Here is a 13,208-nt window from a genome sequence, read left to right as displayed (position 1 = left end):
CGGCGAGCGGACGCCTCCGGGCGGGGCCGCCGCCCCCTCGCCGGCCGCTTCTTGCCGGCGTGAACCGGCTGCTCTGGGAGATCCGGCCCAGGATTTCAGCTTTGCCCTCGCCTTGAACTTGCGCTGCCCCCCTGCTCCGCGTCTACTCTCTGCCCATGTTGCGGACCCGGTTTGCCGGGATGACGGATACCGGGCTCCTCCGGGACCACAATGAGGACAACCTCCTCGTCAGCGAGGAGTACCGTGTCGTGGCCGTGGCGGATGGCATGGGCGGACACCGCTCGGGCGACGTCGCGAGCCAGCTTGCCGTGAGCACCCTCTCGGACTTCCTGTCCGTGACGGTCGGGAGGGACGCCACCTGGCCGTTCCCTGCCGATCCGAACCTCACCGAGGAGGAGAACTACGTCGTCACCGGCCTCAGGCTGGCGAACCGGCGAATCTTCGATCGCTCGCTGAAGACGCTCGCCGACTTCGGCATGGGCACGACGATCGTGGCGGCGATGTTCTCCAAGGACGCCGAGCACGTGACGGTGGGCCACGTGGGCGACAGCCGCTGCTATCGCCTGCGCGACAGCCAGATCACGCAGCTCACCCGCGATCACTCGCTCGTCAGCGACGCGGCGCACATGGCGCCGTGGATGACCGAGGAGGAGGTCCGGCAGCTGCCCGCGAACGTCATCACGCGCGCGCTCGGCATCCGCGAGGACGTCCTCGTCGATCTCGTGACGGACGAGACGCGCCACGGTGACGTGTACCTCCTCTGCTCGGACGGCCTGTCCGGGATGGTGAGCGACGATCAGATCCTCGAGCTCGTGATGTCGAGCGGCTCGCTGGACGCGGCGTGCAAGGCGCTCATCGATCGGGCGAACTACTTCGGCGGCACCGACAACATCACGGTCGTCCTCGCCCGCGTCGAAGAGGTCCCCGACGGCAAGCGCGCCTTCACCGACGAGCCCACCCAGGAGAGCCGCTAGCCCCGCGGCTCGTCCCCGGTCACGCGGCAGCGCTGGTTGCCCCGTGGAGGGGTCGATGCCTGCTCAGGCGAGCCCGGCGGGGTTCCCGCGCTGCGCGACGACCGAGGGGCTCCTCGGGCCGGGCAGCTCGGCACGGCCTCTCACCGACGCGCCGGTTACAGGACGAAGTGATCCATGAGCTGAAGGACCTCGAGGTTCAGCCCCTTCAGCGCGGCGCACTCCCGCTCCACCTCGGCCTGGAAGACCGGCTTGATGTGGTAGAGCATCGTCGGCAGATCCTTCGGCGCGTGGAATTTCTGGAGCTCGACGGCGAGCGTCTGCGGCGTGTGGTGGCCGCTCACGGTCGCGAGCCGCTGCTCCCGGTCGGGGAAGCTGACCTCCATGAGCAGCGCGCGGAGGTTCTGCTGCTGGTTCAACACCTCCCAGAGCCGCTCGGTCGGCCCGGTGTCGCCGCTGTACGCGATCGCGCCGCCGCTCCCCTCGATCACGAACGCCGACGCGTCGATCGTGTGCGTCACCTGGACCGCGCGCACGAGCCGCCCGGCGACCATCGTGGGGCGCTCCGGCTTGAGCTCGAGGTACTGGATGGTCGGCTGCGCGGGCGTCGGGATCACCGCGAAATCGGGCCACAGCACGTTGTTGAAGAAGTGCTTCTTGAGCGTGCGCAGCGTCTCGCGCGTGCCCGCGATCACGAGCGGCGGGCACCCGAGCTGGCAACGGTTGTCCGCGATCGTGGCCAGATCGCGGATGTGATCGAGGTGCGCATGGCTCACGAGGCACGCCTCGATCCGCGCCTGCTCCTTCACCTCGAGCCCGCTCGTCAGCGAGCCCGCGTCGATCGCGAGGACGTCGTCCACGACGAACGCGCACGTGCGATGCCTGGGAGTCTCTCCGCCGTGGCAGCCGATGACGCGCAGCTCCACTGGCTCAGCTCTCTCCGCCGAACTTCTGTGGCGTCTCCAGGAATTCTATAAAATCCCGGAATCGCCGCATGTCGGTCACCATGATCGCCGCGTGCGCAGGCGGCCCGTCCGAGAGGAGCTTCAGCCGGCGGAGCCGCGCCATGACCTCGTCCACCATTCCTTGCTCGACGTCGACCTCGCGCGCGATGTCCGCGGGGGTGGCGCGGAGGCGTATCCCTTCCGGCGTCTCCTCCCCGAACGCCTCGGCGTGGCGCGCGAGCGCGAGCATCACCCGCGCCTTCGGGTCCCGGTGCATGAGGATCTCCACGAGCGCGTCCGCCGCGTCGAGCCGCTTCGCGAGCTTCTTGATCAGCCGGAACGCGATCTCGGCGTCCCGCTGCAGCATGACCTCTAGCTTGCGCGCCTCGACCACGAGGCAGCGGGACGGCTCGCTGACGGTGGCCGTCGCGATCCGCGGCTTGCCGTTCAGGATCGCCATCTCGCCGACGAACTCGCCGGGCCCGAGCACGGCGAGCACCTTGTCCTCGCCCTCGACCGATTTGGTGATCCGCACAGCGCCGGTCTGGAGGACGAACATGACATCGCCGGGGTCGCCCTCGCGGAAGAGCACGTCGCCCGGCGCGTACGCGCGGCCATAGCGGGCAAACGACGACTCCGACATTGCCCGAGAGTCTAGCGCCCAGCGTGACCGCCGGTCAAAAACCCAGGCAAAAGCTCTCGCCCTCACAAAGCGCGAGGGGCCCTCCAAGCCAGCATGCTTTGGAGGACCCCTCGGCCCGCTTCGTCGGGAGCGGCGCGCCCGGGGCCGACGCCGCCGGAGAGCGGCGACAGCCCGAGCGCGGCCGGACAGGCGATCAACCCATGTCGAAGTCGCCCATGCCGCCCATGCCGCCCATGCCGCCCATGCCGCCCATGCCGCCCATGCCGCCCATGCCGCCGCCGGGGGCCCCGCCGGCCGCGGCCTTCTCCTTCTTGGGCTTGTCGGCGACGAGGGCCTCGGTCGTGAGCATCAGCCCCGCGACGCTGGCCGCGTTGGAGAGCGCGTGCCGCACGACCTTCGCCGGGTCGATGACGCCGCCGGCGAGCAGGTCCTCGTACTTGTCGGTCGCGGCGTTGTAGCCGAACGTGGGCGCGCCCGACCGGACCTTCTCCGCGACCACCGACCCGTCGACGCCAGCGTTCTGGGCGATCTGGCGGAGCGGCGCCTCGAGGGCGCGGCGCACGAGCCGCACGCCGACGTCGCGCTCGTCGTTGAACTTGAGCGCCTCCAGGGCAGAGGCCGCCCGGAGCAGGGCCACGCCGCCGCCGACCACGATGCCCTCCTCGACGGCCGCGCGGGTCGCGTGCAGCGCGTCCTCGACGCGCGCCTTCTTCTCCTTCATCTCCGTCTCGGTCGCCGCGCCGACCTTCACCACCGCGACGCCGCCGGCGAGCTTCGCGAGCCGCTCCTGGAGCTTCTCGCGATCGTAGTCGCTCGACGTGTCCGCGATCTGCTTGCGGATCGCCTCGATGCGGCCCTTGATCGCGGTCTTCTCGCCCTGGCCGTCGACGATGACCGTGTTGTCCTTGTCGATCTCGACCCGCTTGGCCGTCCCGAGGTCGCGCACGGTGGCGCTCTCGAGCTTCTGGCCGAGGTCCTCCATGAACGCGGTCGCGCCCGTGAGGATCGCGATGTCCTTCAGCATCTCCTTGCGGCGATCGCCGAAGCCGGGCGCCTTCACGGCGGCGACCTTGATCGTGCCGCGCAGCTTGTTCACGACGAGCGTGGCGAGCGCCTCGCCCTCGACGTCCTCGGAGAGGATGAGCAGCTCGCGCCCCTGCTTCACCACCTGCTCGAGGAGCGGCAGGAGGTCGGCCATGGACGAGATCTTCTTCTCGTGGACGAGGATGAGCGGGTTCGTGAGGATCGCCGTCATCTTCTCGGGATCGGTCACGAAGTAGGGCGAGAGGTAGCCGCGGTCGAACTGCATGCCGTCGACGGTCTCGAGCTCCGTCGTCATGCGCTTGTTCTCCTCGACCGTGATCACGCCCTCCTTGCCGACCTTCTCCATGGCGTCGGCGAGGATCTGGCCGATCTCCGTGTCGCCGTTCGCGCTGACGGTGGCGACCTGGGCGATCTGGTCCTTGTCCTTGGTCGGCTTGGCGACCTGCTGCACGGCCTCGATGACCTTCGCGACGGCCGCGTCGATGCCGCGCTTCAGGTCCATCGGGTTGTGCCCGGCCTCGACGAGCTTGAGGCCCTCGCCGTAGATCGCCTGGGCCAGCACCGTCGCCGTCGTCGTGCCGTCGCCCGCCTTGTCGCTGGTCTTCGAGGCGACCTCGCGCACCATCTGGGCGCCCATGTTCTCGAGCTTCCCGGCGAGCTCGATCTCCTTCGCGACCGTGACGCCGTCCTTCGTGACGACCGGCGAGCCCCAGCTCTTCTCGATGACGACGTTCCGGCCCTTGGGCCCGAGGGTCACCTTGACCGCATCGGCGAGCGTGTTCACGCCCTTCAGGATCGCGGCGCGGGCGCCGCGGCTATACACAATCTGCTTCGCAGCCATCTCTCAATCCCCTCGCGGCCGCGTACGGCCGCATCTGCAACGCTCGGCCGCGCACGGCCGCATCTGCAACGCTTGCGTTCGGTTGCCCTGGATCCGGATCACTTCGCGGCGGAAGCGGCCTCGGTCACGGCGAGCACGTCGTCCTCGCGGAGGAGCACGTGCTCCTCGCCGTCGAGCTTCACCTCGGTGCCGCTGTACTTGCCGAACAGCACCTTGTCGCCGACCTTCACCTCGAGCGGCCGAACCTTTCCGTCCTTCAGGACCTTGCCGTTGCCCACGGCAACGACGCGCCCCTCGATCGGCTTCTCCTTCGCGGCATCGGGGATGATGATGCCCCCCTTGGTCTTCGTCTCGCTCTCGACACGCTTGACGACAATCCGATCCTGCAGCGGCCTGATTTTCATGGTGGCTCCCTCGTCCTCGGCTGGTTGACTGACCATCGGCTCGCCGGAGGTCCCGATCGCCCCCCCGCAGGGGCCTTCCGCCCACACGACGAGAGCTAAGTGCCCAGGATCACAGTCGCTTGGCACTCTCCTAGGCCGGTGGCTAAACCGCGGCCGAAGGTAAATCAGTCGCCCGGCGCGTCAAGGGCGCGTAGCAGACAGTCGCGACTTTTCCGCGGCCGGCGCCCACACGCCGTAAAGCTGGAGACCCTGGAGTGGGCGACCGGACCCGCGCGATCTCGCGGGCACCGTCCGCCACCCGCCACCGTGGAGCCATGCAGCGGGAGGCGAGCCAGGTCAATGGCAAGAGGGTGGTGTAAGCGGAATTTGTTGGCAGCTTGGCCGCCGGTTACGATGCGCGCGATGCGCGCGATGAGCGCGACGAGCCGACAGAGGGCGGCGCGATGGAGACGGGGGCGGCAGGGGCGGGGCAAACAGCGCGAAACACCGGGGATTTTCGGCCCGGGGACTTTTTCTGGGGCGGGCCCGGTTTTGATCGCTTGACATACCAGACAGCCCGAGTAGATTCCGCGGCCCGTGGCGCTGATGAACACGGCGCTGACCCCTTGGGGGATCGTCTAACGGCAGGACGCAAGATTCTGGCTCTTGCTATCAAGGTTCGAATCCTTGTCCCCCAGCCAGGTCGATCAGCTCTGCTGTCGACCTTCTCGACAGAACAAGGTCCCATCGTCTAGCGGTTAGGACATCGGCCTCTCACGCCGGTAACGCGGGTTCGATTCCCGCTGGGATCGCTACTTTCTCGTCGTTTTTTCTTGCCAGCCTCTCGCTGGGCAGCCTGAGCCGCCGCGGGCCGCCGGCCCTTCTCGGAGGGGCCCGCTGACGCGACGAGGAACCCTTCGGCCCGGTGCGGGGTGAGGCCGCAGCGCGCGTTCATGCGCTTCGCGATCTCGTCGCCGGCCCGGACGAGCGCGTAGAACCACCGGATCCCGAAGCGATCGTGCCCCTGCTGGAGCGCCAAGGCCTGGAGCGGGGCCCCGAGCCCGCGACCGCGGTACTCCTCGCGCAGGCAGGTGCAGATCGGCATGCCCGTCCACGAGGGCGCCTCGCCCACATCGGAGATCCAGAGCGGCGGGGCGCCCATCAGCCCGAGCTGCCCGAACTGGGAGAGCGCTCGATGCCCGCCGTCCTCGGCGGCGTCTGGCCGCGTCAGGACGCACAGGGTGGTGCAGCCGATCAGCGCGCCCCTGCCGTCGCGCAGCGCGAGGGTCAAGGAACGCCCCTCGCCGCCGCGCAGGGTCCAGCCCGGGAGCGGCGCGTGGCCGCTCTCGGCCTGGAGCTCCTGGATCGACCGGATCGTGACGTCATCGTCGTCCGGCGACACCCGGGACACGCGGAGGCCCGCGGGAAAGGAGCGAAACCGGTCGAGCCCCTGCACGGCGGCGCGCACCTCGCCGGCCGGGGCGCCCATCACCGAGAGCCCCTCGTCCACCGCGAGGCCCGCCTGGCGCAGCGACGCGGCGAGCGCAGGGAGCTCCGGTCGGGGGGCGTGCAGGAGCACGCGCTCGAAGCAGCGCACGAGCGCCTCGCGCCGCTCCGGCGGCGTCCTCTGGGCGTGCAGCAGGATGAGCGAGCGCCCGTCCGTGGTGATGCCGTCCTGCTCCGCGATCCAGCCGCGCGCGGCGTACAGGATCCGCTGAGCACGGTAATCCGCTGCCTCGCCGCAGCAGCCCGGTCCGTCCGCCGGAGCGGGGCCGCGCTGCTGCGGGGCGTCGTCGCGATCGAGGTCGAAGGCAAGCATCATGGCGGCATTCCTCCTGTCGAGAGGGAACGGAGGCTCCCACGAGAGCCGAAAGCCGGCCGGAGCGGCCCGCGCCCTGCGCCCGGACGAGCCCCTGCCGCGCCGCCGAGGTCCACCGGCGAGATGGCCTGAAGCGGCGGTGCGTGAATTCGGGAGAACCCCGCTCAACCGGCGGCTGGTTCAGCCCGCGTGTCGAGACTTCAACTTATCCTCGCTCGGCGATCGCGCAAGGCGCGACATGCCATGATCCGGGCAGCGTTCCAGCCGGGGCGCGCACGCTCACGCTCACTTATAAATATTTGTAATCATTAATAAAAGCTACCAATAACCGGCTTTGTCCACAAGGCATCTCGCCGTCCGACGGCGCCGAGGTGTGGACATAGAACGACCTAGCCTGGAGCGATGCGTGGCGCGGCCCGTAACGCCGGGGGGGGGAGGCGCGCGCCGGGGGCGGACCGGCGAGGCGCCCTGGGCCCGGGAGATCGCCGGCGATGACCTCGGCGGTTGAGGACGATCGCGCGCCCTGGTAGGTTGCCGTCCAGTATTGCGCGATGAGCACCGCCCTTGTCACCCAACCCGACAGCGCCGCGCCCCTACCACCACGTCCGTTCCTCAAATGGGCGGGCGGCAAGGGCCAGCTGCTCCGACAGTTCCAGCCGCTCCTGCCGACGTCGTACGGGCGCTACTTCGAGCCGTTCGTGGGAGGAGCCGCGCTCTTCTTCTGCCTGCAGCCGAAACGCGCGGCGCTGACGGACGTCAACGCCGAGCTCGTCGACTGCTACCGGGCGGTGCGCGACCGGGTCGAGGAGGTCATCGCCGAGCTGGGCAGCCACGCCTACGAGGAGGCGCATTATTACAGGGTTCGCGATCTCGACCCCGCCTCGCTCACGCTGCCCGAGCGCGCCGCGAGGACCATCTTCCTGAACAAGACGGGGTTCAACGGGCTCTACCGGGTCAACAGCTCCGGCCGCTTCAACGTGCCTTTCGGCCGCTACGTCAAGCCGGCGATCTGCAACCCACCCCAGCTGCGGGCCTGCTCGGCGGCGCTGCAGCACGTCGAGCTCGAGGTCCGCGACTTCGAGCGCGTGCTCGACCACGCGACCGAAGGCGACTTCGTCTACCTGGACCCGCCGTACTCGCCGGTCTCGTCGACCGCGAACTTCACCTCGTACAGCGCGGGCGGCTTCAGCTTCCGCGACCAGGAGCGCCTCGCGGCCCTGTTCGCGGCGCTCGACGAGCGCGGCGTCCAGGTGATGCTCTCGAACTCCGATGTTCCCGAGATCCCGCCGCTCTACAAGAGGTTCAAGATCGACCGCGTCGCGGCGCTCCGGAGCATCAACGCGAAGAGCGACGCCAGGGGCCGCGTGGGAGAGATCGTGATCCGGAATTACGCGACCCGGCGGAGCCGCAAGGCGGCGGCGGACAAGGCGGGCTGAACCCGGCGCCGCCGCGGGGCGCGCGCCTCAGTCGACGGTCTTCGACCCGTGCTTCTTCGGATCGGGGGCCGCGAGCTCCTCGGCGTACGCCATGGCCACCTCGATCTCCTCGTGGATCTCGCTCGATGTGACCTTGTTTCCCGAAGGATCGACGGCCTCCCACACGAAGCCGCGGAGGTCGCCCGGACGCTCGGGTATCCAGCGGACCCGCAAGGTCCAGCCGTTCATCTCGGCCGTATACCCACCGTCCTCGTGATCTCGCTGCCATGCGGAGACGGTCGGGTGCTTCAGCATCGCGAGATCTCCTGAGCAGGTCGAGAGGACAAAAGAACTGTTCCCGAATGGCCGCGCTCCCCCCCCGAGCAACGCCGCCGTCCGGGAACACAGGGAAGATAGCAGGCGCCTGGCGCCGGGCGATCAGGCAGGCGTGTGTTCCTCATGGGGGTGCACCTTACTCCAGTCCCAGCGCGAGCCGAAAGCTCCTCGCAGGCGCGATGGGCTGTCGGTAGGAACCGCATGAACAGCGCAGGCGTGATCGCACGGACGGGCGGCGCCTGCGACACGCGCCCCATGCTACGAAGCCTGGATGGGGGCAGGAATCGTCGTCTTTTTCGGGCTCGCGCTCGCCGGCTATCTCCTGGTTGCCCCGCTGGTGGCCTTCGTGTTCGCCGTCCGGGCCAACCGGCGCAACGAGGACTTGCTGCTGCGGATCCACGCGCTCGAGCACCGGCTGGCCGAGCTCTCCGGGCAGCGCGGCCGCGCCGAGCTGACCCGAGCGGCGCAGCGCCCGCGCAGCGCGCAACCGCTGGAGCCGGAGCAGACTGCCCAGGACGCCCTCACGACCCCGGCGGTCGCGCCATCCGCGTCCGCCGCCGGGGCCGCGGGCGCGCCGCCCGCGGTCGACGAGGGGGCCGCCGGGGCGCAGCCCGCGATCGCGTTCCCGGACGCCGCCGTTGCGCTGTCGACGGCCGCGCCCCCCGCGCTCGCCCCCGGCGAGGCCGGCGCTCTGCCTGCGGTCGCATTCCCGGATACCGCCGCCCCCCGGGAGCCTCGCCCCGCCGCGACGCTCGGCGAGAGCGCCGCTGGCACCGGCTCAGCCGCGCGCCACGGAGCCCAGGAGACACCGCCCACCATCGAGGAGCGGCTCGGCCTCACCTGGCTCACCCGCGCAGGCGCGGCGACCTTCCTGCTCGGCGCGCTCTTCTTCTTCAAGTACGCCTCGGACAACGCCTGGATCGGGCCCCTCGGGCGCGTCGCGATCGGCGCCGCGACCGGCGCTGCGCTCCTCGCGGCGGCCGAGGTGCTCCGCGGGCGAGCGCAGCGCCGCTTCGTCCACGCGCTCATCGGCCTCGGGCTCGCGGTCCTGATCGCGTCGGTGTGGGCGAGCGCGGTGCTGTACGAGCTCATCCCGATCCCCGCCGCCTTCGCGGCGGACACGGTGCTCCTCCTGCTCGGCGCCGCGCTCGCGCTCCGCCACCGCGGCGAGGCGATCCTGATCCTCTCCCTCGTCGCCGGCTTCCTCAACCCCGTCGTGCTGTCGACCGGGCAGGACCGACCGCTCGCCCTGTTCGGCTACCTCCTGCTCGTGACGAGCGTCGTCCACGCGGTGGCAGCGAAGCTCGGCTTCCGCGTCGCCCCCTGGCTCGCGCTCGCTGGCCACACGGCGCTGTTCTGGGGCTGGTACAATCGGCACTTCGACGCGAGCGCCCCCCGGGACGGGGGAGACCCGATCGCGGCGCCCTGGCTCGACCAGCCGGCCGAGGCGCTCGCGGGGCCCTACCTCCCGCTCGCCGCCCGCGCCGTGCCGCTCGCGTTCGTCGCGCTCGCGGCGCTGCAGGGCATCCTGCGCGCGCTGTGGGTGCGCCGCGCGCTCGCGCAGAGCGCCGCCGCCGCCGCCGGCGCCGCGCCCGCCCCGAGCGCCGGCGCGGCCCCGAGAGGCCCCGCGCCGGCCGGCCGCCTCCCCGGAGCGGCGTCCGCGGACGCCACCGCGTTCGCGGTCGCCGCGCTCGTGCTCGCCCACGCAGGCGCGGGCGCGCTGCTCTTCGACGCCCCGCGCGCGCTCGCCGCCGCCGCCGTCGCGCTCGCGATCGCGGCGACCGTCGCGCTGCGCGCGCTCGGCGAGCGCGGCTGGCTGCTGGCGCCGATGGGCTCCGCCTTCCTCGCCTTCGCCGGGACGTTCGCCGACGCGCCGGCGCCGCACCGGACGACGCTCGCCGCGCTGGTCGCGGTCTCGACCGTCGTCTACCTCGCGGGCTGGCTCCGCGGCGCCGGGCTCGCGGGCCGCCTCGAGCGGAGGATCGCCGTCGCGTGCTCCGCCGGCGCGGCGCTGTTCGCCTGTACCGCGGGCATGCTGCTGCTCGAGACCGAGGCGACGCTCTTCGCGCTCGCGATCGCGGGCGCCGCCGCCGTCACGGCGTGGATGGCCGCGCGGGCCGAGCTCCCTGCGCTGCTCCTCGTCGCGGCGGCCGGCTCGGCGGGCGCGATCGCGGCGGCGGCTCCAGGCGCGCTCGCGCCGGACGGCGCGGCCGCGGCGGCCGTCGACGCGGGCTTCCTCGGCGCATCGTCGCTCGTCATGCTCGTGTTCCTCGGCGCCGTGGGCGCCTCCGCGTGGCGCCCGCGCGCGCCCGGCGCGCCGGCGCTCCCCTGGTACGGCGCGCTCGCCGCGAGCGTGGCGACGCTCGGGTTCGTCGCGGCGGCGCTGGGCGCGACGTCCGAGGAGACACCGACGCTCCGCGCGCTGCTCACCGCTGCCGCCGGCGCCCTGGATCTCGCGCTCGGCGCGGCGCTCCTGCGCGCCGGCGCGGCCCGCGCCCCCGCCGCGCCCCCGGCCGCCGATCGCATCGCCCTGCTCCTCGGGCAGGCGCTCGCCCTCTTCGCCGCGGCCGTCGCGTTCGGGCTCGGCGGGGCGACGGTCACCGTGGTCTGGGGCATCCTCGCGGCGGTGGCGGCCGCGATCGCGGCGCGCACCGGCGAGCGCGCCTGGCTCGCCGTCACCCTGCTGCTCTTCCTCGCCGCCCTCGCGCGGGCGCTCGGCGTCGATTCCCTCGAGGCCGAGGCGCTCGTGACGACCTGGTTCGAGACGCGCGGCCGCGACGGGGCGATGGCCGTCCCCGTCCTGCTCAACGCGAGGGCCTACGCGTTCGTGGGCGTGAGCGCGGCCCTGCTCGCCGCGGGCCGGCTGCTGTCGCGCGCCGGGGCCGCGCGCCCCGCGAGCGCCGTCGGCCCCGTGAGCGCCGAGCTGCGCGCCTCAGGGCTCGCGGCGGTCGGCGCAGGGTATGCCCTGCTCCTCGCGACCGTGGTCATCGAGGTGCGGAGCGCGGTCACCTCGCTGCCCCCCGCGCCCCCTGCCCCGCTCGACGCGGCCGAGTTCACCGAGCTCGCCGTGCAGCACCGCGCCGCCCTCGAGGACCAGCAGGGGAGCCTCGCGATGGCGACCACGCTCGTGCTCGCGCTCGCCGCCATCGCGCTGCTCACGGCGGGGTTCGCGGCGCGCGACGCCTTCCATCGCTACGCCGGGCTCTCGCTGTTCGCCGTCACGATCGCGAAGCTCGTGGCCTGGGACGTCTGGCACGTCGAGCGCATCTACCAGATCGCGCTCTTCACAGGCGTCGGCGCGCTGCTCGTCGGCGGCGGCTTCCTGTACGCGCGGTTCGGCCGGCGCCTCGTGACGCTCCTGCGCGCCGGGCCGAGCGGCGCGGTCGGGCTGCTCGCGCTGCTCACGGCGACCGGCCTCGCGCGGCCCTCCGAGGCGCAGACCGGCGCGGCGCTGCCGACCGAGAAGCACGCGCTCGTCCGGCCCATCGACGGCGTGGACGCGGCCGGCGACCACCGCATCGACGTCGATCCCGACCTCTACCGCGAGAGCCGCGCCGAGGAGCTGCTCGCCGACGTCCGCATCGCCGGCCCCGACGGCGCCGAGGTGCCGTACGTGCTGCGCGAGGCAGGCGCCGCGCCCTCCTCCGGGCGGATCGCCGCCACGATGCTCGATCCGGGGGTCGACGCCGCCGGCGTGGCGCACGCGACCTGGGCCCTCGACGCGCCCGGCACGCGCCACTGCCGGATCGAGCTGAGCGTCCTCGGCGGCAGCTTCCTCCGCGAGGCGCGCGTCGACACCGGCGCAGACCCGCGGTCGCTCAGCGAGGTGGCGCGCGGCGCCCACGTGTACCGGATCCCCCAGGGCTCGGAGGCCGTCGAGCACCTCTCGGTCGCCTATCCCCTCTCGCGCGCCGCCCTCGTGCGGATCCGCCTCGTCCCCGACGGCGCCCCGGCGCGCGGCGCGGCCGCGGACGTCCGGATCACGGGCGGCACCGTCGCGTGCGAGCCGCCGGCCGCCGCCCAGAAGGCCGCGCTGCTGCCGCTCGCGATCATCGAGACGCAGCGGGACAGCGACGCGCAGGTGACCCTTGTCACGCTCGACGCCGGCGCCGACGGCGCGCCGCTGCAGGCTGTCCTCCTCGACATCGCCACACCCGAGTTCAGCCGCCGGGTCGACGTGGCCTCAACCACCTACCGCGCGGTCTGGCCCTCCGTGGGAAGCGGCCGGATCCATCGAGTCCGTCCGCTCGGCGAATCCGGGCCGGCGCTCGCGTCGACGCGGGTCCCGTTGAGCCCCACCCGGAAGCGCTTTCTCCGCCTCACGATCCACGATGGCGACTCGGCGCCGCTCTCCCTCTCGGGCGCGCAGGGCGAGGTGCGGGCGCGCGAGATCGTGTTCCGCGCCGGCCAGCCGGGTCCGCACTGGCTCTACCTCGGCCACCCCCTCGGCCAGCGCCCCAGCTACGACCTGGCCGACGTGCTCGACAGCGTCGAGCGCGAGCATCCGCCCGCCGCGGCGCGGCTCGGCGCCGCGCAGGCCAACCCGAGCTTCGGCGCCGCCCGGCTCGCGCGCGATCTCCCGTTCACCGAGCGACACCGCGCGCCGATCGGGGCCGCGCTGGCCCTCGGGCTGCTGGCGCTCTCGGCGTGGGCCGCGCGGCTCCTGCGACAGGGGGCGCGACCGCCCGACAACGAGCCTGTGCCACCGCAGCAGGGAACAGCAGACAATGAGCCCCGGCCATGATGTGATTGCATGTGCGATTGGCCGCCGGGGACAAGAGGGCTCGCCGGCGGTCGCGAGCCATTGTCGAG

At 72.2% G+C, this 13,208-nt stretch carries 9 protein-coding genes and 2 tRNA genes; 6 read left to right on the top strand and 5 right to left on the bottom strand.

Annotated elements, in window-relative coordinates; genetic code table 11:
* Positions 1-155: 155 nt before the first annotated feature.
* The gene (locus tag WMF36_RS14610; protein ID WP_437490747.1) at positions 156-974 is read left to right on the top strand and encodes a PP2C family protein-serine/threonine phosphatase; all 819 of its coding nucleotides are present in this window, start codon (positions 156-158) and stop codon (positions 972-974) included.
* Positions 975-1,129: 155 nt separating this feature from the next.
* On the opposite strand, the gene WMF36_RS14605 is transcribed toward WMF36_RS14610, so the two are convergent.
* The 4 genes from WMF36_RS14605 to groES form a co-directional block, all read right to left on the bottom strand.
* Positions 1,130-1,897 carry an MBL fold metallo-hydrolase gene (locus WMF36_RS14605; protein WP_437580212.1) on the bottom strand — a complete coding sequence of 256 codons (768 nt, stop codon included), beginning with the start codon at positions 1,895-1,897 and terminating at the stop codon, positions 1,130-1,132.
* 4 nt (positions 1,898-1,901) lie between these two features.
* A complete protein-coding gene (locus WMF36_RS14600) occupies positions 1,902-2,558 on the bottom strand; it encodes a Crp/Fnr family transcriptional regulator (protein WP_437580211.1) in 657 nt (218 codons plus the stop codon).
* 193 nt (positions 2,559-2,751) lie between these two features.
* The gene (groL, locus tag WMF36_RS14595; RefSeq protein ID WP_437580210.1) at positions 2,752-4,443 is read right to left on the bottom strand and encodes a chaperonin GroEL; all 1,692 of its coding nucleotides are present in this window, start codon (positions 4,441-4,443) and stop codon (positions 2,752-2,754) included.
* Between the two features lie 98 nt (positions 4,444-4,541).
* Positions 4,542-4,847: a co-chaperone GroES gene (groES, locus tag WMF36_RS14590; protein WP_437490737.1), complete on the bottom strand. Its 306-nt coding sequence runs from the start codon at positions 4,845-4,847 to the stop codon at positions 4,542-4,544.
* 606 nt (positions 4,848-5,453) lie between these two features.
* Here groES and WMF36_RS14585 point away from each other — a divergent pair.
* The 4 genes from WMF36_RS14585 to WMF36_RS14570 all read left to right on the top strand — a co-directional run bounded on the left by WMF36_RS14585 (position 5,454) and on the right by WMF36_RS14570 (position 8,081).
* Positions 5,454-5,527, top strand: a tRNA-Gln gene (locus WMF36_RS14585).
* A gap of 39 nt (positions 5,528-5,566) precedes the next feature.
* A tRNA-Glu gene (locus tag WMF36_RS14580) sits at positions 5,567-5,638 on the top strand.
* A gap of 291 nt (positions 5,639-5,929) precedes the next feature.
* Positions 5,930-6,544, top strand: coding sequence for a hypothetical protein (locus tag WMF36_RS14575; protein WP_437580209.1), 615 nt, complete (start codon positions 5,930-5,932; stop codon positions 6,542-6,544).
* A gap of 652 nt (positions 6,545-7,196) precedes the next feature.
* On the top strand, positions 7,197-8,081 hold the full coding sequence (locus tag WMF36_RS14570; protein WP_437580208.1) for a DNA adenine methylase: 885 nt from the start codon (positions 7,197-7,199) through the stop codon (positions 8,079-8,081).
* A 27-nt stretch (positions 8,082-8,108) separates the two neighbouring features.
* On the opposite strand, the gene WMF36_RS14565 is transcribed toward WMF36_RS14570, so the two are convergent.
* Positions 8,109-8,375, bottom strand: a complete 267-nt coding sequence (locus WMF36_RS14565; protein ID WP_437580207.1) for a hypothetical protein — start codon at positions 8,373-8,375, stop codon at positions 8,109-8,111.
* A gap of 292 nt (positions 8,376-8,667) precedes the next feature.
* Between WMF36_RS14565 and WMF36_RS14560 the strand changes: the two genes are divergently transcribed.
* The gene (locus WMF36_RS14560) at positions 8,668-13,140 is read left to right on the top strand and encodes a DUF2339 domain-containing protein (RefSeq protein WP_437580206.1); all 4,473 of its coding nucleotides are present in this window, start codon (positions 8,668-8,670) and stop codon (positions 13,138-13,140) included.
* The last annotated feature ends 68 nt before the right edge of the window (positions 13,141-13,208 follow it).

This window comes from Sorangium sp. So ce887 (genome assembly GCF_051521455.1).
Taxonomy (GTDB): Bacteria; Myxococcota_A; Polyangia; order Polyangiales; family Polyangiaceae; genus Sorangium.
The sequence above is the reverse complement of the archived record's forward strand: the minus strand, read 5'-3'. Positions and strand labels throughout refer to the sequence as shown.